This is a genomic window from Planomicrobium soli (assembly GCF_003014655.1).
In the GTDB taxonomy this organism is placed as follows: domain Bacteria; phylum Bacillota; class Bacilli; order Bacillales_A; family Planococcaceae; genus Planococcus; species Planococcus soli_B.
In genome coordinates, this window is sequence record NZ_PYAT01000007.1 from 111,413 (window position 1) to 136,236 (window position 24,824).

Genomic DNA, 24,824 nt, shown 5'->3' on the forward strand with positions numbered 1-24,824 from the left:
CCATGCCCATGAAAATTGGGGAACAGCCATTTTTCGATCGAGTAGACGAGGCGTTGGAAAACGATTTTATGCGTACGGCCATGGCGTCAGCGCAGGACCGGCTGCGAGGCCGGAAACTCGATGCGACCGTCAATGATGAGCAAATCGGCGATTGGGAAGAATGGCGAAGCGCAGGAGAAGAAATCCGCCGCCATACACTGGAGAATTTGGATTTTTATTTGAACCAGTTAAGCGATAACTTCTCAAAAAGAGGAGGCCACGTGTATTTTGCGGATACGGCAGAAGACGCCACCCGCTACATACAGGAAGTGGCAAAAAAGAAAAACGCGAAAAAAGTGACGAAAGCCAAATCGATGGTGACGGAAGAAATTGGCTTGAACGAGGCGCTTGAAGAAATCGGCTGCCAAGTGTTCGAAACGGATCTCGCAGAGTATATTTTGCAAATAGACGACCACGACCGCCCGTCCCATATCGTCGTTCCTTCTCTTCACAAGAACAAAGAGCAGATCCGCGATACGTTTCGGGACAAAGCGGGCTACACCGGAACCGAAGAGCCCCGGCAGCTGACGGCCTTTGCGCGAAGCCAGCTGCGTGAAGTGTTCTTGGAAGCGGATATTGGCATCACCGGCTGCAACTTTGCGGTTGCGGAATCCGGCACCATTTCGCTGGTTACGAATGAAGGCAATGCGAACATGGTGACGACATATCCTGAGACGCAGATCAGTGTTATGGGCATGGAGCGCCTGGTCCCAACGTGGGAAGAACTGGATGTCATGGTAAATCTCCTGAGCAGAAGCGCTGTAGGCCAAAAGATCACCACCTATGTAACCAATTTAACTCCCCAATTGGAGGAAGACAGTATTGATGCCCCTAAAGAATTCCACCTGGTCATTTTGGATGCAGGACGTTCGAACGCGCTAGGAACGGAATTTCAATCCGCCCTCCATTGCATACGCTGCGCCGCTTGTGTGAATGTGTGCCCCGTTTACCGGCAAATTGGCGGGCATGCGTACGGTTCGATTTATCAAGGGCCGATTGGCGCGGTGCTGTCGCCGATTCTCGGCGGCTATGAAGAGTACGGGGAGCTTCCTTATGCTTCAAGCCTATGCGCAGCTTGTTCAGAAGCTTGCCCAGTCCGGATTCCGCTTCATGAGCAGTTAATCCGCCATCGGGAAAATTACGTGGCGCAAAAAGGCAAAACGAGTGAAAAGCTGGCCATGAAAGCTTTTGGGATCGGCGCCAGCACCCCTTCTCTTTTTGGAGGTGCAGTTAAAGGCTTGCCTACGATCATGAAACCATTAGTCAAAGATGATAGCATTTCTTCTGGACCAGGTCCGATGAAACTATGGACTTCTGTCCGCGAATTTCCTGCCCCTGGAAAAGATAATTTTAGAAGCTGGTTCAAAAACCATAAACAGGGAGGGGAATCGTAAATGGGCGAAGGAACTGTTCAGAATAAAGATGTGTTTTTGAACCGAATCGCTGAAAAACTGGGCCGTCAACAAAGGGGTCCTGTTGCTCGGCCAACTTGGAGGCATCAGCCGCAGTGGGATGTCTTCAAAAATCATGCGTCGGAAGAATTGATGATAGCTTTTCGTAAAAGCAGTATGGCAAAATCGACTTTTGTGATGGAGACAGATTTGGCGCACCTAGATGAGACCATCAATAATGCGGTTGATAAATATGGCGGCGGGTTGATCGTCACTACGAAAGACCAAAGGTTTGCGGAATATGGGATTGAAACTTTATTGGCTGGTTTTGAAACCCATATATGGGATGCAGCTTTAGGAAAAAGAAACATAGAAATCGCCAAACAGGCGAATATTGGCTTGTTTTTCAGTGATATGGGCCTAGCTGAGTCAGGGACGGTTGTCCAATTCAACGATAAAGACATCGCACGCTCTGTTAGTTTATTGCCTGTCACTTATATTGCCATCGTTCCAAAGTCCACGATTGTGCCGCGCATGACACAAGCTACGCATGGGGTGCATCAGGCTGTAAAAGCAGGAAAAGATATTTCCACCTGCATCAATTTCATTTCAGGGCCGAGCAACAGCGCTGATATTGAAATGGATATTGTTATCGGTGTCCATGGACCGGTTGAAGCAGTGCATATTGTTGTAACTGATGCATAGACAGAAAGATTTGGCATATTGTTCAAGCTTCTTTTAATAAGAAGTACATGTAAAATCGTCTTTTCCTTCTTTGCGCTGAAACTATTCTATTGATTGGTTTATGAATGTAAAAAGTATAATCAAACTGGTTTACATATGAGAGATTATCGGTAGAAGCAGTAATTCTAATAGCAAAATATAAAGAGGAAGAAGAATGCTGATCGGGCGTATCTTCTCCCTCTTTTGTCTGTAAAGGCTTCCTTTTAAAAACGCTTGACTGGTTGGTAGAAGTTATTTGTATTGAGAGTAAATAAAAGGGTTGACTTATATTCATCCTAATGTTAGGATGAATATATCCTGATGTTAGGATATTGGAATTTAAGAGGAGGAAAGAAGATGGCTCCATGCAAAACTGTATGACCTAACGAAATACAAGGAATAAGGCAAACTAGCCGTCATCAGGTGAGCCTTCATTAAGAAACAAAAATTTTTAACTTTAGCTTAAGAAGATGAAGATGGAAAAGTTGGTCTTCAAAATAAAGATTTTTAAAAATGTATTGCAACTAAAAAAACATGCACTTCATCCTAATTGTAGGATGAGAAGAAGGAGAAGAGAAAATGTTATCAACAATTTTACAAGTACTTTTAGGGCTAGGATTTATGATGTTTGGGTTCATGAAATTTGGTTCAGCTCAAATGATAGAAGGATTCAAACATTATGGATATTCAGCGGGGTTTCGAATTTTTACAGGGGTAACTGAACTGGCAGCAGCGGTTCTATTGATTGCAGGAATTTGGAACGACACATTGGCTGCTTTGGGTGGATTAATTATCGTAGGAACAATGATTGGGGCTATTCTCACTCATATCAAAATTAAAGATACTGTCAAAAATATGATGATGCCAATCATTTTATTATTTCTTGGATTTGCAGTATTACTTTTAAACTTCGGAGCTTTATCTGTATAAATATCCATCAAAACTAAGGAGGAAATGGAAATGGAAATGAAAATAATTAAACCACAGGATCAGGCGGTTGGGCAGTTTGACGGCGGTAAACTAATAGAACAAAAGCCAATAGGCTTTTCTGGGGAAGGTTCCCTTATCAATCGGCTCGGCCCTTTATTTTACTGGGCATGGGGAACATCTGAGGGAACAGGCGAGATCGGTTTTCATCCTCATCAAGGTTTCGAGATCTTAACCTACGTTATTAAAGGTGCAGGTCGTCACCAAGATACGCTAGGGACGGTTAGTGAAGTTGGTGCTGGCGGAATTCAAGTGATGCAGACAGGTTCAGGTTTGCAGCATGCCGAATCGATTCTTGAGCCGACAGAAGCGTTTCAAATCTGGTTTGAGCCCTATTTAAACGAAGCCGTAAAGCGGACACCAAATTACTCAAAATACGAGCATGAAGATTTCCCGATCATCTCTGAAAACGGTGTAACCGTCAAGACCTTATTAGGTGAACATTCACCTATCAATCTTATAGCAGATGCCAAAATGTACGACGTTGAACTTGTAAACGGAGCCACTTATACGCATGCTCTTTCACCGAATCGGACATTAGCAGGTTTGGCTATTAGAGGTAATGGCGTTGTGATGGATGAATCGGAGAGTTCATTTGATCATAAGGATTTCATCATTATTCAATCAGAGAAAGATGAAACATTTACCGTTCAGCCTAAAGGTGAAGAACTCCGGATGCTGTTAATAGAGATTCCGACTGAAGTTGAGTATCCGTTATACAGAAAGCCAAGATAACCTTAGTTAAGTTATAAGAATTATTGCAATAGGAGATTCGGTAATTATATCCAGAAGATGAACAAAATCAATTGGATTTAAAATTGATTCGTGATTTATTGGAATAAATAAGTGTTGACTTATAATAATCCTAATGCTAGGATATTATTATCCTAGCATTAGGATATCGGATTTCAAGAGGAGGAAAGACCATGGTTCCATGCAAAGCTGTATGATCCAGCTAAAAGTGTAAATCAATTTGAATGCTATTAAGAGAATTACCAATAAATAATACGGAATTAATCCTATGTGTAGGATGATAAAAAGGAGAAAAGAAAATGTTATCAATAATTTTACAGGCAATTTTAGGACTAGGGTTTATCATGTTCGGATTCATGAAATTCAGTTCACCTCAAATGATAGAAGGATTCAAGTATTTTGGCTATTCAGCGGGATTCCGAATTTTCACAGGAGTGATGGAACTGGCCGCCGCTGCGCTATTGATCGCAGGAATTTGGAACGACACATTAACTGCGATTGGTGGTTTGCTTGTCGTTGGTATTATGGTCGGAGCCATTTTCACGCACATTAAAATACACGATAAAGTGAAGAATATGGCAATGCCAATTGTTCTTTTGGGACTCGGTGCTGCTGTATTGGCATTAAACTACTCAGCATTACTTGGCTAAGCGGGTAGAATCTTTTATGCTGAAGATAAAGAAATGTCGGAGGCGATAGATAGATGGAACAAAATTTGGAGTACGGCGAGAAAGAATTGAAGCTGTTTAGAATATGGGCAAAAGCATCGAAAGCACTTTTTGATAATGTAACGAAGGACATTATGGCGCATGGCTTGACACTGGAGAATTTCATGGTCATGGAGCTCCTTTACAGTAAAGGACCACACTATATTCAAGAAATCAGTGAGAAGTTGGATATCCCAAGTGGAAGCATCACGTATGTGGTCAACAAGTTGGAAAAAAAAGAATTTGTTAAACGTGAAATCGAGGATGAAAACAAACGCTACTGCAAAGTGATTCTCACAAAAAAAGGACAGGATCTGTTTAATAATATATTTCCGAAGCATGTAAAAATGATCGTGGAAAATCTGGCTGTATTAGACGAAGGCCAAAAGGAACAATTAACCGCTTTGTTAAAGTCGGTTGGTCTTGCTGCTGAAGAGCTAAAGGCATAAAAGAAAGAGGCGAAAAAATTAAATGGGATTTTTCGATAAATTATTTGGAACACAACAAGCACAACCACAAGAGGAGGAAACAACAATGGCAAAACTGAACATCGGCATCATCTTAGGATCAACACGGGAAGGGCGCTTAAGCCCGCAAGTAGGAAACTGGGTAAAAGAGTTGGCTGACAAACGCGGAGATGCGAATTATACTATCATCGACATCGCGGACTACAAATTGCCATTGCTTGGCGAAAACGGCGGAGATGCATCAGGCGCTGCGGCATGGTCCCAAGCGGTAGCAGCACAGGACGGCTTTGTCTTCATCGCACAGGAATACAACCACTCGATCACAGGATCATTGAAAAATGCATTGGATTATTTGCGCGTGGAATGGAACAACAAGGCGGCAGGCATCGTATCCTATGGTGCCGTCGGCGGCGCACGCGCGGCAGAACATTTGCGCGGTATTTTGGGGGAATTGTCAGTGGCGGATGTACGTGTCCATCCGGCATTGTCGCTATTCACTGATTTTGAAAACGGGGCGGAACTGAAAGCAGCTCCAGTCCAAGCCGATTCCGTAAACCAGATGCTGGATCAGGTCATCCCGTGGTCAACAGCTTTGAAAACCATCCGTTAATATTTTTAAATCTAAAGGAACTCGCAAAAATCATATTTTGCGAGTTTTTTTGCATTTGCTGGTTAACTTGAAACTATCCATTTAATCCTTTTAAATAATATGATATTTCGGCACGAGGTGCTTTTCTTTATCTTGCTCCTTTATTCGATTACTAGCTGTATAGGAATTAGATTAGTTGGTATTTATATAGAATATCAAACTTTATAATATAAAAAACAAAATCACAGCTTGTGTGGTGATTGTAAATCTTAGACAGCATAAATAGCTTATGAACCAAATTAATTTCTGATTTGCATATTATCACTTATAAGAAGCTACACAAATAGGTGGGAGACATTCGAGATGCTGCCGAATGTCTCCCTGCTATTAATATTTGCTTTACATGGTCCGCCATAATAAGATTCTGCCTTTGTAAGCAAACAGGCTGCACTGCCAATAAAAGTCCGGACAAGAGAAAGATACTGTTAATGCCACATGCATCTGCCAAGACCCCTATTAAGAGGGAAGCAGCGCCGAAGGTTATCCCGAAGCAGATAATGACCAAACTGCTGAGGATTGCCACCAAAAAATAAACTGGCTGAGTTTCTGTTTGATCCAGTTTGAAAATCGCAAAAAGAACAGGCTGCCGCCGATCAACCCCAGAAAAAGGCCCATTGATGAATCCCCCCATTTCTCATTCGCCAGCAGGGTGTCACTAACAAATACATAAAGAATGGCTGCATTTTAGACCGTGCCGGAAATGGTTTCCAAGACATCTATCCAGATAATGCGCTTTAATACAGACAAAGTGAAGACCGTCTGCCAGCCTTGGCTAATTGGCTGCCATTTTCTTAGTTCAGAAGTTAAATGAGTGGGAAATTATGTTAAACTTATACTAATCAGAAAATTCTTTTTTTATAAAAACTGAACTTAAAAGTTACAGGAAAGAGGGAGGCTCACTTGAGAAAATCAATTTTATTTATTGTAACCGTCATTATGTCAATAACAATGGCAGGGTGTGCTCCTGACGAAGTAATTCGCGTTGGCACTCCTTTTATTAGCAATGGGACCACTGGTGCAGAGTTCCATACTGATATTACAGATTCAAGAGCCATAACAGACTTACGGACGGTCCTTGAAATGGAAGAGGAGATCGAGCAGCCGAAAGATTTAACAAGGGAGCCAGACGTTGTCTTCACAATAGACAGGCCTCAAGAAAGCGTCTCAGAAATCTGGCGTTATATATGGTATGAAAATGACGGCAGTGCCTTTTTATCGAGTGGGGAGAGAGATCAAGGTTTTTTTGCCTTAACCAAGGAACAAACGGACGATTTAAAGAGAATACTTAAGTAAAGTGGGATTAAAAAAGAGTAAGGAAGAGGGAGATAGGCTTTGAAGAAAATTTTATCTTCTCAATGGAAAATCAGCGGATATGCTTTACTATCCTTTATTGGGGGGATTATTGGTGGTCTACTTGTAAATCCCAGTATATATGTTGTATTAGGTTGTTTGACTGCTCTTATACTATTGGTTTTTGCCAATATTATTTACGTTCTCTTTAAAAATAACAAAAAAAGTGAAAATATTGAGAGGGGAAAACAAGAACCATAAAATCAGGTTGTCATAGAGTTAACGGAAGAAACTTAGCAATAAGTTTCTTTTTTATGTGTTCACAAAAGTGTAGTTTTATGTTCGGTTTTTTATGAAAATAAATTAGCAATTAGGTCAATATGTAGTTATATTTAAAGAAAGAATATTAAAAATAATGGAAATTTTGTAGGAGCCCAGCTCGTAAAGAAGAATCTGAAAGTATCAGTTGAATTATATGGCAAGCTAGAGAAGAGAGCTTACAGCAAAATCGTTTTAACTAAAAAACTACGGGCTTTGAAAAGAATGGTGACTGGATTAATGGCCATTCCGACAGACTCTTTTAGTGAAAAGAATTTGGAGGGAGTGATAAACCATCAAAAAAGAGATGCCCGATTTAGCGAAGGATAATTTTTGTGATGCCAGTTGAAGTTTGTTCAGCTTTTATGTACTTGTGAAAGAAGAGTTTTATTGGACCGGCAGCAATGGGAATTTTGCTTTTACTAAAAGGAGCCTAATACAGATGGAATTACAAAAAATAAAAAAATATATCCGGATAGAGGAGGTAAGCCAGGAAGAGATTGATGCACTGATCTTAAGGGTCAATAACTGTTCTTGGCGGCAAACTTTTCATATTCAACCAATTTCAGGCCTTCTTAATGATCCAAACGGTTTTTGTTTTTACAAGGGGGAATACCATTTGTTTTATCAATGGCATCCGTTAGGTCCTTTCCATGGACTGAAATATTGGTATCATACCAAGTCAAAAGACCTTGTGAACTGGGAAAATGCAGGGATAGCCATTAAACCGGACGCTTATTTTGACAGTCATGGAGCCTATTCTGGAAGTGCCATTGAGCATGATGGAAAAATATATTTATTTTATACCGGCAATACAAGGGATGAAAACTTTATTAGAAACCCGCATCAATGTATAGCAGTTATGGACTCGGATGGAACAATCACTAAATTGGAAAAATCGGTTTTCGATAAAGTGCCTGAAGGATATACGGAACATTTTCGTGATCCGAAAGTGTGGAAAGAGGGAGAACGATTTTACGCTGTAATCGGAGCTCAAAAAACAGATGAAATCGGATGTGTCGGCTTAATGAGTTCCTCTGACTTGTTGGAATGGAATTTTGAAGGAGAACTCACGACGAAATTGGATCACTTCGGCTATATGTGGGAGTGTCCGGATTATTTTGAAATAGAAAATCAAGGGATATTGCTTTTCTCTCCGCAAGGATTGGAGCCTAAAGGAGATAACTATCAAAACATTTACCAATCTGGCTATGTGCTGGGAGAGAAGCTGGATCTGCAACAGAAAGAATTGACTCATGGAAGTTTTGTGGAATTTGACAGGGGTTTTGATTTTTATGCCCCTCACACAATGCAAGATTCTGCTGGCAGACGTATTGTAGTCGCTTGGATGGGTTTGCCTGAAAACGAGTATCCAAGTGACATAAATGGATGGGCGCACTGCTTGACAATCCCGAGGGAATTATCGGTTCAAAACGGTAAACTGGTGCAAAAACCGGTTCAGGAACTCCAATATCTTCGCAAAGGGAAAGCCGAAGCAGCAGGTACACTATCAAATGAAAAGAAAACGTACGATGGATTTTCTGGCGTTACCTATGAACTTATTTGTGAGATCGAAAGTGGAGATGCCGTTGAATATGGGATCGAATTCCGGGCAGGGGAAGAAGAAAAAACGGTTATCAAATATGATGCGGCTCAAGGGAAAGTGATACTGGACCGTTCGCTTTCCGGCAAAGAGGTAGGAAAAGGGTATGGAACAGAAAGGAAATGCCAAATGCCTGGAGGGAAAATCAAGTTTCATTTGTTTGTCGATACTTCATCCGTGGAAATTTTCGTAAACGACGGAGAGGAAGTATTCACCTCCCGCATTTTTCCTGATATAAAAAGCAGAGAAATCCGCTTTTTTGCAGCAGGTGGATGTGCGGCATTTAAGGCGGTAAAGTGGGACTTTTAATGGGGGAATATTTAGAGAGAGGTGTGGAATGGGAAATTTACTTTCTATCGGCGAAATTTTAATAGATTTTATTCCCCAGCAAAAAGGAATCGCATTAAAAGATGTTATCTCTTTTGAGCGGGTTCCGGGCGGTGCTCCAGCAAATGTTGCTGTTGCTGTTGCAAAGTTTGGCGGAAATGCTTCACTGATTACCAAACTGGGAGAAGACGCATTTGGCGATTTTCTTCTGGAACAACTTAAAAAGTCCGGTGTCAGCACAGATAAAGTACTAAGAACAAAAGAAGCGAATACCGGACTAGCCTTTGTATCGCTGCGCGAAAATGGGGAACGAGATTTTTCATTTTACCGAAACCCTTCTGCGGATTTACTCCTGGCAGATTCAGAAATAAACGCCGATTGGTTCAATCAAGGGGATATACTGCACTTTTGCTCTGTGGATTTGGTTGAAAGCCCGATGAAACAAGCACATGTTAAAGCGATTCAATCAGCCAAGGATCGTGGCGGAATCATCAGCTTTGATCCCAATGTGCGTCTTCCTCTTTGGGACGATCCCCAAGACTGCAGAAACACAATCCTGGAATTTATCCCGCTGGCGCATATTGTTAAAGTTTCTGATGAAGAACTGGAATTCATCACGGGTATAGAGGATGAAAAACAAGCAATTGCATCCTTGTTTACCGGCGATGTAAAGCTGGTGGTGTTTACAAAAGGCGAAAAAGGTGCGGACCTCTACGTACAGACCGAAAAATATTCATCTGCGGGATATTCTGTAAAAGTAGAGGATACCACTGGTGCGGGAGATGCGTTTATCGGCGGTTTCTTGTATCAACTATTGGATAAAAATGCAGATCAAGCCAATTTTGAGCTTATAGCAAGCACACACTATGAAGAAATTTTGGCATTTGCAAATGCTAGCGGTGCCTTGACTACTACTGGAAAAGGGGCAATTACTTCCATTCCCTCCAAAGAACAGGTATTGGAATTAATAGGATAAAATAAATAATAGATCTATCCAATCCTATAGTAAACAAGGTGAAGAACGTTCTGGTTTTATGGTGCGAAATTCCAGAAGAAAAGTAGCATGATGACTACGTGCATCGATTCATGCAAAAGACGGAGTGGGGTTAAATCCTGCTCCTTTTTTATTGCACAAAGGATTAGGCCAGTTAAAGGCTAAGCTAGTATGTTAGTGAATAAAATAAGGGATGAAAAAGGTGATTGTACTGTCATATGTAAAACAGCCAACACAAATTGATATAATAGACAAATTGAAACATGTGCTGAGTGGAAGCTTGTCGAGAGAAGAATTCAGCATATGGGCATACCGATGGGTAGAGAACTTTGACAATAGAAATCAATTATCTTCAATTGAAAATGAAGTACATTCTAATCTCATTTTTCTTCTGGCAATTGACTTGGAAATAGAGCCAACTGTTTATTTTCATGGCGATGAAGAAATAGCTGAATGGATTGGAGAAGTAAAAAAAGGAAAGCCGTTGTCTTAAACTAAAGATAATGTTGGTTGCAGACAGATAACTGGAAAGCCTGCTGCTGAGGTTCTTTTTCTTTTGCTAAAATCAACAGAAGTAAAAGGGATTAAAGGAGGGGATGTATGTTGGACAGAAAAAAAGAACTACTGTTTAAGGAATTAAAGAATATTAAGGATGTATGCGTAGGCGATTCTGAATGCTTTTTGAGATTACCAAAGAACAGCCCTTTAAAAGAGGAATACAAATTACTTCATAAGAAACTTAGCACGGATGAAGAAGTAAGGGCTTTCTCTAAAGTCCAAAATGAAGTGGTTGAAACGGTCATATATAGAATGATGGAAATGATTGATGGATATGGTACTTTGCCTTATTCCGTGGATTTGATTGATTTAGAAAAAAACGAGTCATTACGTAAGTCTGGTGAACTCCATGACGGGTTCATGAATTATTTATATGAACACGAGGACCAAGAATAGTTATTTTTTATACAGTATTATTAGTAAAAACGAACCTTAAACACTGTCTGCAAAAGAAAGATTCTATATGAAATTGAATAAAACTTAGATGCAGTTATGTGCCATGTTGAACTCTAGAATAAGGGGGAGAGAAGAATTTTACTGCTCAAAAGAATCGGCACTTTCTGTTTCTTCTTAGGAATTGGAATTAGCTGTATTGGTTTACTGTACGTATTGGGGTATTCGGATCATGATTTTTTCAGGTATTCAGCTGCCTTTGGATTTTCAGTGATGGCTAGTGGGATCTTGATAGATAAATTTCCCGAACCAAAGCAATAAAATCCTTTAAAAGCAAAAACAATTGTAATTTCTGAATCGGGCAGGTGCAATATGACGTACTATTATTATCTAGCTTCAGATCAAAACCTATTAGATGGAAACAGCTCTCTTGAATTTTTTAAGACGGATCCAATGGCTATTCCTGGCTTTGACTTTCCTGTTCAAAGAGAAATTTACAATGGCGTGGAGAAAAGCTGGCAATTACGAGAATTACATCAATATATTTCGAATCATATGGCGCGTTATGAAAACTGTGTCATTCAGGTAGCACATTTGCTGAATTCGAATCTGGTGGAACTTAAAGTGCAAGAAAAATCCCTGATCGCGTTTTCCAAACTTAATGAACCGAAACAATTGCTGCTGAACGAAGGGCAATTATTGACTATTAGAAAATAGATTAGAGGCAAATGCTTTGTGCTTCATTTAAAAGCCTATTAGTTGAGAGAGTGTTGAGGTTGGCTGTCTATTTTTTCGGATTCATATTTTAGGAGGACAAATCGATGAGAAGAGGAATCAGCTTTGAGATTCCAAATGAGTATGGCAAGTTTCTTTGGGAGATACTAGAGCCTGTTGATGTTGCTGCTTTTGACTGGCGAATTGGAAGTGGCGAGACCTATAGAGTGGTTAATGACCAATTGGACAAAGAGCTATTCTTGGATGACAAAAATGTCATCGAAGGGAGAAGACTAAAGAATCTACTGGATGTGAACAAGTATTATATTATTTTCGCCGATCTACAAGCGTTTCCAAAAAATAGAGTCGCACGAGTTGAAACTTTTGAAGAATTTCTTGAAAGCAGCTGTGAACTGGTCCTGCTGGTCGTTGATTGCAGTTACGCCACAATCTATTGCAAAAATCAGGAGACAATCGAATCAATCCACAACAACGCAATCACCTGGGGATTTGAAAGCATTGAATATATAACCGCTGAAAATGACCCTAGGACAAGGCTTTCGGTATGGTGAAAAAGAAGACGTTACTCGAAGATCGTTAAACCGCCAACTATTTTCGCTTTCGGTATTAATAAGATTCAACTACTTTTAATTTGCTCTATTTTTTGTATTTCCGAAATTTATAAATTAATGATATCAACATACCTATAGTTACGATTACCGGTAAATAAAGTTTAATGAATAAACTGCCTTCATAAGTGTAAGCAGCAAAATATAAAAACAGTAACGCTAATATACCTGTCCAAAGTGACCGGATGAATTTCTCTCTATCTGATAGATTCCAGTATAATCTCACTTTCATCGTCTCCTTTACGTCCTTGAGTAATCGCTTATCTTTTTGTTTTCTCACTTCAAACAATAACAGAGCGGCTCCATGCAATAATTACAGCAAAAAACAAATGAGAAATATTAACAACTAAAGATAATAAGTTCCACATATATAGCATTTTTATAATAAAGCCTCGAAGAAAACCGATCGAAAGGCTTTCTTCCAGGCTTTTATTGTTATTTCTTATTCTTAGAAGAGGACATTATCCAGTAAAGTTCTTCCGTAGATTACGTACTCGTCCCGGTCCGCTTTTTTCGCTTCGTACAGCGCCAGGTCCGCAAATTTTATCAGCTGCTTTTCATTGGCCGTATGATCCGGATACAGGGAAATGCCGATGCCGGCGCCCATTTTGATGTCGTAGCCATTGAACGTGAACGGCTCTTCATAAGAAGCTAGAATGCGTTTGGCTGTCTCTTCGGCAAGGTCCAGCGAATCCAGTTCGGGCAAGACCACGCCCATCTCATCGCCGCCCAGGCGGGCGGCCGTATCGACCGGCCGGACCGCGGCTTGGAGCCGGATCGCCATTTCCTTGATGACCGCGTCTCCTGTATCGTGGCCGAACCGATCGTTGATCTGTTTGAACTTGCGCCCGTCCATCAGGAGGACCGCAACTTTTTTGCCGGACCGGTCCGCTTGCTGGATGGCCGCCTGCAGCCGGTTGTCAAAGGTGCGGCGGTTGGGGATGCCCGACAAATGGTCGAAGAAGGCCATTTTGGCGATCTTGTCCTGCAGCCGCTTCCGCTCGGTGATGTCGCGCGCAATGGTCAGGACCTGCATCACATTTCCGTCCGTCAGGACCGGCGTAGGAGAGACTTCCATCCAAATCCACTGGCCGTCCTGGTGCTGAAAGCGCACTTCGATGGTAGCTGGCTTGTCGCCGTCCATCAGGGACGTAACCGTTTCGATCAGGCCGAACGCATCCTCCGGATGCACGTTGGTGGTGAACGGGTTCCCGATATACGCGGAATCCGGATAGCCTAGGATCTTCTCGTTGGAAGGCGACACGTATTCGATCAAGCCTGCGGAATCGATCAACGTGATGATATCAAACGCGCTTTCCGTGATGAGCTTGTATTTCTCCTGGCTCTTCTGCAGATCCTTTTCAGCTTTTTTCAGTTCCGTCACGTTTTTGTAGAAGATGGTTGCCCCAATGATGTCCCGGTTCGCGTTCCGGACCGGGGTATAGGAAGAAATGATATTCAACGGGTTGCCGCTTTTCGTCAACCGGATGGTCTCGTGTGAATTCACCGTTTCGCCTTTTAGAATTCTTTCAACGATGGCTTTAGGATCGGATTTCATATGCAATGGAACGATAGACCCTTTCTGATTCACCATCTCCTCTTCACTGTACTCAAAGGTTTTTTCAAAGGCCGGATTGACTTTTATAATTTCGCCTTTTGTATTGATGAAAAACACAGGGTCTGTGGCATTTTCCCAAAAGACTTCAAGTTTTTCCTTTGTTTCAATCAAAGCTCTTTTTGCCAGTTCCCTCTCTGTCACATCTCTTACTATGGCCAGAATGTATTTGCATTGGCCATCCTCTGTCACAATGGGGTTAAGCACAGTTTCTCCTATAAGTTCCCTATTTTCAGCGTCTATCTTTTCAGTAAACTCGACTGGATTTTTCGTCGTTTGAACTTGGCGGTAATACCGAATCAGTAATTCGGTCTGCTCAGAAGACATTACATCTTCTATTGGGCTTCCAACAATGTTTTCCTGGAGCTGCAAAATTTTGAAAGCAGCTGGATTTGCATAAACGTAGCGAAAGGTCCCTTGATTTTCCTCCATTAAAAAAACCAAATCCTGTATATAATCAAAAAGAGCTGCAGCTCCTGCAATGTCCGGTCCATTTTTTTCTGGAAAGTGTGGCATGGTTTCATCTCCCTCAATAACTAAAGATAATTTTTTTATCTAAAAAATCATGGTTTCTGTCATTCAATGAGTTATATGCTTGCTCTGCCGTTGCTTACACGACGCAGACTGTTGCAAAATGCTGGATAACCATCATAAAACTTGTTTAATTGATGAATGTATAGAAAAATAGAGCTTTTGATATGTCTATAAAAAAAGTATTAGGAATATTTTAACATATTAATCATCTAAAAAGCTTGCTTATCCTATTAAACTATTTTACAAAAAATCGAACATTTGTTTTTTATTTTAGCAGGAAAAAATTAAGCGGTTTTTATAAGAGTGATTGTAAATTAATGTTAATATCTATATAGCCAATTCATTAAATTGAAGAATGCATATAAAGTTGGAAATTCGTAAAGCGGTTAAAAGCGATGCGGCTTCAATTATTGGGTAATGAAAAATGCGAAAGCATAGGGATACATGTTATTCGATCCTGATGAAAGTAAGATCGCTGTTGAACCATATGCAAACTTCATTAAAACCGCAAATGGAAATAAAAAATCAGGAATATTCATTGCTGATGAGGAGAATCAGATTGTCGGGTATCTAGAGATTTAAAGTGAGAAACCCAAGCGGATTTCTCACCAGGCATATATTATCGTAGGCGTCCACAGTAACGGTCGAGGAAAAGGAGTAGGGAGAGCTTTGTTTTTACATGTAATTGATTGGGCAAAAAGAGACTCGTTGCTGGTTGACGGCAAGTATATTGATGAATAGTACATGTCAAAGTTAATTTGAATAACATCAGTTAAGAAGCACGGTTTGATAATACAGCCTAAACTTTGAAAAAGTTATATAGTTGCTGGTAAGTTTCTTCAGGTGCCTCTTCCGCTAAATAATGGCCGCAGTTTATGCCACACCCATTTACTTCGTAGGCCCAATCTCGCCAAACCGACAATACATCATACCACTGGGGAAGTTCCCCTTCATTGCTCCATAAAGCCAATACGGGACAAGTTATTTTTTTTACACCACGATCTGCTTTATCCAAATCGAAATCAATGGATGCGCCAGCCCGATAGTCTTCACACATAGCATGAATTGTACCGGGTTGATGAATGCAGCGTAAATAATCTGCCAAGGCTTCAGGATGAAATATGCTTCTGTTCCCACGAAAATAGAAATTGCCCGGATTTTCACCAATCAATTTTTCGGGAAGGTCGTAAGGTTGCGCCAAAAAGAACCAGTGCCAGAAGCCCATCGCAAATTCTTTATTGATATGCCGGAATGCTTCTCCGGTTGGAATGATGTCTAAGACAGCAAGCTTCGTAATCGCTTCCGGAAAATCGAGAGCCAGCCGATAGGCGCACCTGCCGCCCCTGTCATGGCCGGCGACGGCAAATTGTGTAAACCCGAATTCTTTCATCACTGCTATTTGGTCTCTGGCCATCGCACGTTTGGAATAAGTAAAATGATCGCTTGTTGTTTGAGGTTTGGAACTATCCCCGTAACCTCTTAGATCGGGCATGACGACTGTAAATTCTTTTGCTAAAAGCGGCGCTATATGATGCCACATCACGTGGGTTTGAGGATGGCCATGAAGCAAGAGGAGTGGAGGGCCATCACCACCATAGCGCAATCGAATTTTTACTTCACCGGTATCAATCGTGTGTAAATGGAAGTTTTCGAATAACATGTGTTTCCCTCCTTTTTCATGGTTCAACTAAAATGTACCCTAAAGAATCTTGTCATAAAAGCACTAAGGGAAAAACAGTTTGTATTCTAGCAATGAACAAATGAACGGCACAAGAAGGAAGGAAGATTGCTGTAATGATTATGGAAGAAGAAACGATTTTTACAAGCAAAGAGCGGCGCATTATTGATGCGGACTGCAAGAAAAGTGATGTAATTGTCTTGTTGAAAGGCAGAGGCGAAAATATTGTCCAATTGAATAGCAACACGATATTGACTTGCACGACAGGTTTTCGTAAGATTCGATTTACAAAAGAGCACTTTTGTCTTTTGGAAGATTCGACCTTATCTTTTTATACACTAGGGGGCAGATTGGTTTCCGAAAAGGATGTCGGCGAAGATGTCTTTGAGTTGATTCCGTATAAACAGGGCGTTCTTTGTGTTTATGGTGACGAAGGCGTGTTTGGGAAGAAGCTGGGGAAGAACAGATTAAACTACGCCGCGCCACTTGGTAAGCCAGAGTCCTATGCGGCCATTGCCGACCAAAATCACCTTCTGTACGAGGCGCTTTTTGCTCGCTATAAACCTTACGCATGCCTGAACTGGCAAACCAATAGATTGCTTTTCTTAAACGAGCAGCTTGAAAGGGAAAGAACCATCGAAGTTCCGTTTGATACGGGCAATGTTATCGCTTTTGCCTTAACCCATGAATTCGGTGCTTTTATTGAAGAGCACAAGCTGCGGTTATGGGAGTTTGAAACTGCAGGGCGCGTTTCGGAATATCCCGGTAAGTTTTCAACTAAAACAAAGGCGATTTTCCATCGCCATGATTTTTTGTTTGTTACTATTTTGAATCATGAAGTAAGGGCTTTTAGGCCGAGTGTAAAAAGAACCCCATAAGGTCAACTGCTTGCTTTGAAGCTGTTTTTTCATTTTCCAAGAGTTTCAAGTCTGGGCTGTTCTAAACTGTTGCAGTGAAACAGCGTTCAAGAATTTTATAAAACACGTTAGCAATTTTCCAAGGGAGAAGTTCCAGTTGAATCATTTCATGTATATAGCCTGTATGTTTATATGGGGACTGAATTTTATTGCGGTCAAAATCCAGGGGACGGAGACTTCGCTGGAAGCGTCATTGCTTTATCGGTCCGTTATTGCATTCATTCTTTTTTATGTTTTATTGAAAATAAGCCGCATCAAAATCAACAGAAAGGAAACCAGTTTTTTAGCAGTTATTGGATTTGGTGTTTGTAATTTCGCTGTCAGCTATTTGCTGCTTTACTATGGCACAATTTACAGTACAGCGGCGTTAGTAACGCTGATTTTTTCTTTGAAGGCGATTACGACACCTATTTTTATCGGTATCGTTTTCAAAACAAAAATCGAAGGGAAAATCTATATCGGCGGCTTTTTAGGCTTGCTTAGTGTGGTTGTCATTTTGTATCCGGATCTTCACGAGATTTCTTCAAATGTGATTTTAGGCATTGGCTTGGCGTTTCTTGGCACGCTCATCACTTCAATTGGCGATACATTATCCACGTTCAATAATAAAAAAGGGACTGAACCGATTGCCGCTAACACTATCGGCATGCTGTCAGCCGTTATTCTAATTGGCGCGATTGCATTAATAAGCGGAAAAGACATGCACATGCCGATGACTTTGAATTACTGGGGCGGCTTGCTGTATCTTGCGATTTTTGCCTCATTTGTGGCTTGGTTATTCTATTTGCTGCTGGTTAAAAACGTAGGTGCTGCTGAAAGCAGCTATATGGTAGCAATGTTCCCGGCGATAGGCGGTTTTGCCAGTGTCCTGATGGGGGAAACTGCATTTACCGTAAATTTGGTGATCGGTATTCTTTTAGCGATGGCGGGAGCTTATATAGCTTTAGCGAAAAAAAGGAAAAGCATAGCTTAAGCTTGCAGGCCTGAATTTTTTCTCGATTGTATAACGGTTTTTCAAATTTTCATCAAAGCGATTTGTGCATTTCATTTTCGCTCTTTTTTATTCTCCGTAGAAAAAGGTAAACCAATATTTCGATTTTTGAGGAGAGGTGCCCATGTTTTGGCTGAAAGCCGGTCTTTTTCTTTTACTATTATTTGCACTAATTTCAATAACAAATTTTCTTTTGAGAAAACTATTCAAGATTGAAAAAGAAAAAAAGAACTTTTTTTCCTATAACCATATAAATAAACTGCATCAAAAAGTGGACTGGGTGATAAGAATTGGTTCTATGATTGCGAACCTTACACTCTTATATTTGGTGATATTCAAAGATTTCGAAATCGCTCTATATTTTATTGGATTGACTTTGCTCATCATTCTCGATTTTGCTGTTAGGGCAGCGTTTGAATGGAGGTCTTCCCGGAATCCTAAACAAGCGATTATAACCGTCAATGAGATGGTTTTTCTGGTTATCGCTTTGATTGCAATCTTTCAATTCGACTTGCTGGGCTTTTGACTTTTCTTCTATTAGTCCAATCACTCATTCTATTAGTAGCCCTCCAAATCTTCTGTGATATTGTAAGTAGGAAAATCGGAAAGGGTGATCAAAATGAAAGATAGGCTGACAATAGGAGAAATGGCCAAACTCCACAATACAACCATAAAAACATTACGGTACTACGATAAAATCGGTCTTCTCGAGCCAATTCAAATTGATGAAAACAATGGGTACAGGTATTATTCCACGGATCAGTTTGAACTGCTGAATACCATTCAATATTTGAAAGAAATCGGATTTACTTTAAAAGAAATTAAGAAACACTTCGATCATCGGGATATTGAAAGTTTTTTGGAGTCGTTGGAAACACAACAGGAATTGACGAAGAAAAAGATCAAGGAATTGGAACGAGTGAATCGCAGATTTCAGAACAGGATAGATGATATTAAATCTGCCCGTAAAATAGAATCATTAGGGGTACCTTCCATACAAGATGTTGAAGAAAGACGGATTGTAAGGCTATTGAAAAGGATCAGTTCGGAACCGGAACTGGAATTATCATTGAGGCATTTGGAGAATCTTGCGAATATGAATTCTTCCATTTACATAGGCGGCGTCGGGCTGACCATTGAGATGGATAAGGTGAGAAAAAGGGAATTTGATGAATATAATTCCATCTTTATCATGATCGAGGAAGAAGATATTAAAAGTCCGTTGGTTAATTCTTTTCCAAAAGGGAAATATGCCAGTATTTACTTTAGGGGGGACCATACACATTCCCGCCTGTATTATAAGAGCCTGTTGGCATATATCGAAGAAAATGGGTTCCAAATTAAAGGGGACGCTATTGAAAGAACCATTATTGACCATTATATTTCTAAATCGGAAGAAGATCATCTTACGGAAATTCAAATCCCATTAAACTGTTGACCCTCCCCTCAGGGGAGGGTTTATTGTTTGAAAAGGATCTTCAAGAGTACCTCATTTATCAGGTGCTTCAATCAAAGAAAAGAAGGAGGAAAAATAGTGCATACAACAAATAAGATTTGGTCCTTGTCTTTCATTTTCGTCATGATTTCCAATGCCTTGGTCTTCATGATTTTCGAAATGCTGCTGCCCACACTGCCATTGTTTATCACGAACTTAGGAGGAGGCGCAAGCCAGGTAGGCTTGGTAACGGGAATCTTTATGCTGTCTGCCATATTGATCCGCCCATTTGCAGGACTTCTGGCTTCCAAATTCGATAAGAAACTGCTGCTGATTTTCGGAATTGCAGTGATTGCCTTGTCTACGGGCGGTTATTACCTGGCCAATAATATCACAGCATTATTGATCGTCCGGCTGATTCACGGCGCTGGGTTCGGCTTGGTAACCACCTACTTTGCGACACTTGCAGCGGAGATTATTCCGAAAGAGCGTCGGGGTGAGGGCATTGGTTACTTTGGTGTGGGTGAAACGGTAGCCATATCGATCGGGCCGATGGTCGGGATCATGACACTGGAATTATACGACTTCCAGCGCCTCTTTTTAGGCGGAATGGCTGTCCTTTTCCTGGCGGTATTCATGGCGGTCTTTATCAAAAGAGCACCTGAAGGAAAAGAAAGGGATCAGCAGGGGACGGTGAAATTCAAGCTGCTGGAGAAACGGGTTCTGATTCCGGCCTTGCTTATTTTCCTGATCGGAATTGCCGCTGGAGGAATCATGTCGTTCTTTGCCTTGTATGCCTTGGAGAAGGAGTTCTCGCATGTGGGCTTGTTTTTCTTATTGGTAGCGGCGGCAAGTTTTGTTGTCCGGCTGGTATCAGGCAAGCTGTTCGATAAACACGGTCCTGCCATTATTCTCATACCGGGTTCGGTCCTGTCGATCATCGGGTTGCTCATGCTTTACACTGCATCAAGCGATGGCATGATTTTAGCTGCAGCTGTCTTTTATGGATTTGGTTTCGGTGCCATCTTCCCTGCCATTCAAACGTGGTGCATCAATTTGGTGGAGGAACATGAACACGAGGATGCGATGGCTTCGTTCTTTAACTTTTTTGATTTGGGCATCGGGGGAGGCTCTTTTGTCCTTGGACTGGTAGCGGCCGTTGCTTCCTATCAGGCCATCTACGTTTTCGCTTCATTCATTTACGGCGTGTTTCTTGTGGTTTACCTTGTTTCGCTCATCCTGGCAAAAAAGCAGCCGAAGCATTACGTAGGCGAAAGTGAGCATACAGGCAGTTTTCTCTAAGCAAAAAAGATAGATAAAGCTGCAATCGCTGCTCTACCTATCTTTCTTTATCTCTTTATAACTTGTCATCCAATTCTGTATCCGAATAAATGGCGACGAGAATTACCGATTTGGTGTCGCCAATATTCTTTACAAAGTGAGGAACACTGGCATTCCAGCTGAACGTATCGCCTTCTTCTGCGATAACAGAGTCTTCGCCTTGTTCAGCTAACACTTTTCCTTGCAGAACCAGATGGAATTCTTCCCCTTCATGGGCATGAGGCGCCTCTTCGCCAATAGCCACTCCAGGGGGTGACTCGACGATCATCACCCGAAGGCCCTTTTTTGAAGTCAAATGCTCGATTTTCAAGTTTTTATATGAGGACATGCGTCTTTCGTCTTTTCGAATGACCCGCATATGCTGTTTTTGCTCCAGCAGCAAATAAGGAAGGGGCACTTTTAAAAACTCTGCTATTGTGTTGAGCGTATTAATCGAAGGAGACGTATTGTTGTTTTCAATATTACTGACAAATCCTTTTGAAAGCCCGGTGGATTCACACATTTGTGCAATGGTTATTTTTTTTCTGGTTCTGATTGCACGAATTTTACTTCCGATGTCCAACATAATCACCTCAGCTTTCTCGATATGAAACGTACATTCATAGTAGCAAAATCGTTGACAATCGACAAGTGCGTTGTTATCTTATAAGAAACATATATCTTTATTAAGAAACATTTTATTTTTTGCTCTTATGTTTCTTAATATGAATATTTTGTTGTTATTAGTTAAAAAATAGGAGGAATAAGAATGGAAAATAGAGAAGGAATTGGCGCATTACTGCTGCGAGTAGTGGCAGGAGTTATTTTTTTGGCACATGGCATGGAAAAATTTCGAGGTGGGATTGGAAACATCGCAGGCTGGTTTGACAGCATTGGATTGCCTGGCTTTTTAGCTTATCTGGTAGGTGGGCTTGAAGTTGTTGGCGGAATCGCTTTGATTATCGGTTTAGGGGTTCGTCTTGTTGGAGGGCTGTTTGCTTTGCTTCTGATTGGTGCCATTGTTACTGTTCAATTCGCAGCTGGCTTTATCGGCGGTTATGCATACGACCTTGCCTTACTTGCAATATCGGTTTTCCTGTTGCTAAACGGAAGCAAGCTATACGCCGTGGACCAAGTTTTAGCAAAAGCGAGGAACAATTGATTGGCTAAACGTGAAAAGGATTTCACTGGGTGACATGAGATGAACAGAACAAAAATTATCTTGATTACTCTACTCTTAGTTTTGGGATTAGTTGTATTGGTCTCTTTTTTAACAAAGGAAGAAGGGAGTGAGGCGATGAACGTGGCTACTTATACAGGAGCTTCTGAACCCAGAATCGGCTATGTGGAACTGCAAGTCTCTGATTTGGAGAGATCTGTGGAATTTTATCAGAAATTGATCGGGTTCAGCATTTTGAAAAAAGATGACAATACAGTCCAATTAACTGCCGATGGCGTTTCACCGCACTTGATTTTAACGCAATCCGAAGATTTTGTTGAACGGCCATCTAGATCGACTGGTTTATACCACTTGGCAATTTTGGTGCCTACCCGCCAGGATTTAGCTTTAGCTTTCACACATCTGATGGAAGCTGATTATCCGATGCAGGGCGCTTCGGATCATCAATACAGCGAAGCCCTATACCTTGCTGATCCAGATAATAATGGGATTGAGATATACGCCGATAGAGATTCAGCTGAATGGGTACGGGATAACAGCGGGGGATATGTCGGAGCAACAAACCAATTAGATTTTGAAGGACTGCTTTCCGAAATAAAAGACGCCAAATGGACTGGCTTGTCCAAGGGAACTAGAATTGGCCATATGCATTTGCAGGCATCAGACTTGGAAGCTTCAAAAAAGTTTTATGTAGAAGCTCTTGGTTTTGATATTGTTGCTCAAGACAGCCACATGCTGTTTGTTTCGAAGGACGCATACCATCACCATATCGGAATGAATACATGGGCAGGAACGGGCATACCGAAGCCTCCGGAAAATGCACTGGGATTAATGCATTTTACTTTTCACCTCAATCAAGATGAGTATGAAGCAGCAAAAAACGGCCTGACAAAAGCAAACTTCCAGTTTCAAGAAAACGATCAGACGATCACGACAGAAGACCCTTCTGGAATCAAGCTGAAACTGATTTTGAAAAACTGATAACACTGCTCAGTTGAAAATAAAACCGGCTCCGTTCACTTTTGTGAACAGAGCCGGTTTTATTTTGCTCTCCTTATCAAAGATGCTAATCTGCCGTTAATTGAATTTGCCTAACTGGACGATTATGGCTATCGGCATTTTCAGAATGGGCTGGCTATCTGTTATGCGGCTTAGTATATTAAATAGAAATATACTAAGCGCACTTCTTAAAGAAAGTCCGGCTTTTAGTGCACGAATTTTCAAAGGGAAAATTTATTTTATGGAACTGGAGGAATAATTGATGAAGTCCTATAATTATTTTTGTTCTACTCAAATCGAATTCGGAATAGGGAAGGCGCAGCAACTGCCTGAAATGCTGCAATCTCTGAACACAGGCTCAACTATCCTGCTGGTAAGTGATCCCGGTGTGATTCGTGCAGGATTGGTCGCTCCGATCAAAACCGCTCTGGAAGAAGCCGGCTTTCAAGTTTCGGTATTCGATTCGCTTTCCCCTAATCCCCGTGATGCCGACTGTTTAGCTGGCGCCGAGCAATTCCGGGATATTAATGCAAGTGCTGTGGTAGCCATCGGCGGTGGAAGTGCGATGGATACAGGCAAAGCAATTGCGCTATGTGGACCGAATGGCGGAACACCAGCTGATTATGCCGACGGCCGACTTCCTTACATAAATATTGCACCGATCATCTGCCTTCCCACTACGGCGGGAACAGGATCGGAGGTAACGCGTTCCTCAGTGATCACCGAGGCATCTACTCATCGCAAGATGACGCTCAAACATGTTTCATTGCGTCCGATCTTGGCTGTTCTTGATCCCGAATTGACCTACACCGTGCCAGCTTCTGTTACTGCGGCTACCGGTGTTGACGCTTTGGTCCATGCCATTGAAGGCTATACATGCAAGGCAACGAACTCGATCTCACAAGCCCTTGGCGCCCGGGCGATGGAAACTATTGTTTCGGCATTGCCAATTGTCTTCCGGGATGGCCAAAATGAAGAAGCCCGCCGGGATATGCTGGAAGGCAGCTTATTGGCGGGCCTATGTTTTGGTTCTGCTGATGTGGCGGCGGTGCATTGTTTAGCGGAAGCGCTTGGCGGCCTTTACGACACTCCTCATGGTGTTGCGAATGCGGTCTTCTTGCCGCATGTGCTGAAATTCAACGCATCGGAGAACAAACAACTGCATGCAACAATAGCTCGGCATATGAAATTCGCTAAAGAATCGGATTCGGATGAAATTGCAGTCCAACAACTTATAGAAGGAATTGCGGCTTTTACAGAAAAGCTTGGAATCCCGGCGTTAAAAGATCTGCCTGGGGTGCGGGAAGAAGATTTCCCGCGCCTTGTTGAATTGTCGATGCAAAACGGCTCGACTCCAAGCAATGTCCGTACAGTTACAGCCGCTGATTACCTGCAGATTCTTGAACAGGCCTATAACGAATAACCACTAAAGTAACAACTTGAGCTGGTGCAAATGAGAAATGATCCTTAACAACTATATGACCTTTTATCTCGAAAGAAGCGAGCTGCAAATTTCTCCTTCCTACTTTAGATACAGCAAACATTGGAAACGGTAATTTCCTTATTATCGCAGGTGCAATTTATAAGCGAAAAGATAATAAAAAATTGACTTA

At 41.5% G+C, this 24,824-nt stretch carries 28 protein-coding genes; 24 read left to right on the forward strand and 4 right to left on the reverse strand.

Going from position 1 to position 24,824, the window contains the following annotated elements:
• Nucleotides 1-2: 2 nt before the first annotated feature.
• From B0H99_RS10630 to B0H99_RS10660, 7 genes are all read left to right on the forward strand, one after another.
• A complete protein-coding gene (locus B0H99_RS10630) occupies nucleotides 3-1,433 on the forward strand; it encodes a LutB/LldF family L-lactate oxidation iron-sulfur protein (protein ID WP_106533645.1) in 1,431 nt (476 codons plus the stop codon).
• Nucleotides 1,434-2,135 (forward strand): LutC/YkgG family protein, encoded by a 702-nt coding sequence (locus B0H99_RS10635; protein WP_106533646.1) that lies wholly within the window; start codon nucleotides 1,434-1,436, stop codon nucleotides 2,133-2,135.
• 597 nt (nucleotides 2,136-2,732) lie between these two features.
• Nucleotides 2,733-3,083, forward strand: a complete 351-nt coding sequence (locus B0H99_RS10640; RefSeq protein WP_106533647.1) for a DoxX family protein — start codon at nucleotides 2,733-2,735, stop codon at nucleotides 3,081-3,083.
• Nucleotides 3,084-3,113: 30 nt separating this feature from the next.
• Complete coding sequence (locus tag B0H99_RS10645) at nucleotides 3,114-3,875, forward strand: pirin family protein (protein WP_106533648.1); 762 nt, start codon at nucleotides 3,114-3,116, stop codon at nucleotides 3,873-3,875.
• A 317-nt stretch (nucleotides 3,876-4,192) separates the two neighbouring features.
• Nucleotides 4,193-4,543, forward strand: a complete 351-nt coding sequence (locus B0H99_RS10650) for a DoxX family protein (protein ID WP_106533649.1) — start codon at nucleotides 4,193-4,195, stop codon at nucleotides 4,541-4,543.
• 53 nt (nucleotides 4,544-4,596) lie between these two features.
• Nucleotides 4,597-5,049 carry a MarR family winged helix-turn-helix transcriptional regulator gene (locus B0H99_RS10655; RefSeq protein WP_106533650.1) on the forward strand — a complete coding sequence of 151 codons (453 nt, stop codon included), beginning with the start codon at nucleotides 4,597-4,599 and terminating at the stop codon, nucleotides 5,047-5,049.
• A gap of 22 nt (nucleotides 5,050-5,071) precedes the next feature.
• Entirely contained in the window at nucleotides 5,072-5,677 is a 606-nt protein-coding gene (locus B0H99_RS10660; RefSeq protein WP_181313652.1) for an NADPH-dependent FMN reductase, read from the forward strand.
• Between the two features lie 519 nt (nucleotides 5,678-6,196).
• On the opposite strand, the gene B0H99_RS18155 is transcribed toward B0H99_RS10660, so the two are convergent.
• Nucleotides 6,197-6,331: a hypothetical protein gene (locus B0H99_RS18155; protein ID WP_281258870.1), complete on the reverse strand. Its 135-nt coding sequence runs from the start codon at nucleotides 6,329-6,331 to the stop codon at nucleotides 6,197-6,199.
• Nucleotides 6,332-6,616: 285 nt separating this feature from the next.
• Between B0H99_RS18155 and B0H99_RS10665 the strand changes: the two genes are divergently transcribed.
• The 8 genes from B0H99_RS10665 (at nucleotide 6,617) to B0H99_RS10700 (ending at nucleotide 12,485) form a co-directional block, all read left to right on the forward strand.
• Nucleotides 6,617-7,009: a hypothetical protein gene (locus tag B0H99_RS10665; protein WP_106533651.1), complete on the forward strand. Its 393-nt coding sequence runs from the start codon at nucleotides 6,617-6,619 to the stop codon at nucleotides 7,007-7,009.
• A 39-nt stretch (nucleotides 7,010-7,048) separates the two neighbouring features.
• On the forward strand, nucleotides 7,049-7,267 hold the full coding sequence (locus B0H99_RS10670; protein ID WP_106533652.1) for a hypothetical protein: 219 nt from the start codon (nucleotides 7,049-7,051) through the stop codon (nucleotides 7,265-7,267).
• 499 nt (nucleotides 7,268-7,766) lie between these two features.
• On the forward strand, nucleotides 7,767-9,236 hold the full coding sequence (locus B0H99_RS10675; RefSeq protein ID WP_106533653.1) for a glycoside hydrolase family 32 protein: 1,470 nt from the start codon (nucleotides 7,767-7,769) through the stop codon (nucleotides 9,234-9,236).
• A 28-nt stretch (nucleotides 9,237-9,264) separates the two neighbouring features.
• The gene (locus B0H99_RS10680; RefSeq protein WP_106533654.1) at nucleotides 9,265-10,230 is read left to right on the forward strand and encodes a carbohydrate kinase family protein; all 966 of its coding nucleotides are present in this window, start codon (nucleotides 9,265-9,267) and stop codon (nucleotides 10,228-10,230) included.
• Between the two features lie 220 nt (nucleotides 10,231-10,450).
• Complete coding sequence (locus B0H99_RS10685) at nucleotides 10,451-10,741, forward strand: hypothetical protein (protein WP_106533655.1); 291 nt, start codon at nucleotides 10,451-10,453, stop codon at nucleotides 10,739-10,741.
• A 107-nt stretch (nucleotides 10,742-10,848) separates the two neighbouring features.
• A complete protein-coding gene (locus B0H99_RS10690) occupies nucleotides 10,849-11,202 on the forward strand; it encodes a histidine kinase (RefSeq protein WP_106533656.1) in 354 nt (117 codons plus the stop codon).
• A gap of 369 nt (nucleotides 11,203-11,571) precedes the next feature.
• Nucleotides 11,572-11,916: a hypothetical protein gene (locus B0H99_RS10695; RefSeq protein WP_106533657.1), complete on the forward strand. Its 345-nt coding sequence runs from the start codon at nucleotides 11,572-11,574 to the stop codon at nucleotides 11,914-11,916.
• 104 nt (nucleotides 11,917-12,020) lie between these two features.
• Entirely contained in the window at nucleotides 12,021-12,485 is a 465-nt protein-coding gene (locus B0H99_RS10700) for a DUF2691 family protein (protein WP_106533658.1), read from the forward strand.
• A gap of 505 nt (nucleotides 12,486-12,990) precedes the next feature.
• Here B0H99_RS10700 and B0H99_RS10710 read toward each other — a convergent pair.
• Nucleotides 12,991-14,673 carry a sensor domain-containing diguanylate cyclase gene (locus B0H99_RS10710; protein WP_106533660.1) on the reverse strand — a complete coding sequence of 561 codons (1,683 nt, stop codon included), beginning with the start codon at nucleotides 14,671-14,673 and terminating at the stop codon, nucleotides 12,991-12,993.
• A 639-nt stretch (nucleotides 14,674-15,312) separates the two neighbouring features.
• Between B0H99_RS10710 and B0H99_RS18220 the strand changes: the two genes are divergently transcribed.
• Entirely contained in the window at nucleotides 15,313-15,432 is a 120-nt protein-coding gene (locus tag B0H99_RS18220; RefSeq protein ID WP_425440384.1) for a GNAT family N-acetyltransferase, read from the forward strand.
• A 58-nt stretch (nucleotides 15,433-15,490) separates the two neighbouring features.
• Here B0H99_RS18220 and B0H99_RS10715 read toward each other — a convergent pair whose 3' ends face one another.
• The gene (locus B0H99_RS10715) at nucleotides 15,491-16,351 is read right to left on the reverse strand and encodes an alpha/beta fold hydrolase (RefSeq protein WP_106533661.1); all 861 of its coding nucleotides are present in this window, start codon (nucleotides 16,349-16,351) and stop codon (nucleotides 15,491-15,493) included.
• Between the two features lie 134 nt (nucleotides 16,352-16,485).
• On the opposite strand from B0H99_RS10715, the gene B0H99_RS10720 reads away from it, so the two are divergent.
• The 5 genes from B0H99_RS10720 (at nucleotide 16,486) to B0H99_RS10740 (ending at nucleotide 21,014) form a co-directional block, all read left to right on the forward strand.
• Entirely contained in the window at nucleotides 16,486-17,247 is a 762-nt protein-coding gene (locus B0H99_RS10720) for a hypothetical protein (RefSeq protein ID WP_106533662.1), read from the forward strand.
• 136 nt (nucleotides 17,248-17,383) lie between these two features.
• Nucleotides 17,384-18,259, forward strand: coding sequence for a DMT family transporter (locus B0H99_RS10725; RefSeq protein ID WP_106533663.1), 876 nt, complete (start codon nucleotides 17,384-17,386; stop codon nucleotides 18,257-18,259).
• A 142-nt stretch (nucleotides 18,260-18,401) separates the two neighbouring features.
• Nucleotides 18,402-18,803, forward strand: coding sequence for a DUF4181 domain-containing protein (locus B0H99_RS10730; RefSeq protein ID WP_106533664.1), 402 nt, complete (start codon nucleotides 18,402-18,404; stop codon nucleotides 18,801-18,803).
• A 93-nt stretch (nucleotides 18,804-18,896) separates the two neighbouring features.
• Nucleotides 18,897-19,715, forward strand: a complete 819-nt coding sequence (locus B0H99_RS10735) for a MerR family transcriptional regulator (protein WP_106533665.1) — start codon at nucleotides 18,897-18,899, stop codon at nucleotides 19,713-19,715.
• Nucleotides 19,716-19,808: 93 nt separating this feature from the next.
• Nucleotides 19,809-21,014, forward strand: coding sequence for an MFS transporter (locus B0H99_RS10740; RefSeq protein ID WP_245894511.1), 1,206 nt, complete (start codon nucleotides 19,809-19,811; stop codon nucleotides 21,012-21,014).
• A 55-nt stretch (nucleotides 21,015-21,069) separates the two neighbouring features.
• Here B0H99_RS10740 and B0H99_RS10745 read toward each other — a convergent pair whose 3' ends face one another.
• Nucleotides 21,070-21,615 (reverse strand): helix-turn-helix domain-containing protein, encoded by a 546-nt coding sequence (locus tag B0H99_RS10745; protein WP_106533774.1) that lies wholly within the window; start codon nucleotides 21,613-21,615, stop codon nucleotides 21,070-21,072.
• A gap of 186 nt (nucleotides 21,616-21,801) precedes the next feature.
• Between B0H99_RS10745 and B0H99_RS10750 the strand changes: the two genes are divergently transcribed.
• The 3 genes from B0H99_RS10750 (at nucleotide 21,802) to B0H99_RS10760 (ending at nucleotide 24,634) form a co-directional block, all read left to right on the forward strand.
• Nucleotides 21,802-22,194 (forward strand): DoxX family protein, encoded by a 393-nt coding sequence (locus B0H99_RS10750; RefSeq protein ID WP_106533666.1) that lies wholly within the window; start codon nucleotides 21,802-21,804, stop codon nucleotides 22,192-22,194.
• Between the two features lie 39 nt (nucleotides 22,195-22,233).
• A complete protein-coding gene (locus tag B0H99_RS10755) occupies nucleotides 22,234-23,193 on the forward strand; it encodes a VOC family protein (RefSeq protein WP_106533667.1) in 960 nt (319 codons plus the stop codon).
• Between the two features lie 280 nt (nucleotides 23,194-23,473).
• The gene (locus tag B0H99_RS10760; RefSeq protein ID WP_106533668.1) at nucleotides 23,474-24,634 is read left to right on the forward strand and encodes an iron-containing alcohol dehydrogenase; all 1,161 of its coding nucleotides are present in this window, start codon (nucleotides 23,474-23,476) and stop codon (nucleotides 24,632-24,634) included.
• Nucleotides 24,635-24,824 lie beyond the last annotated feature (190 nt).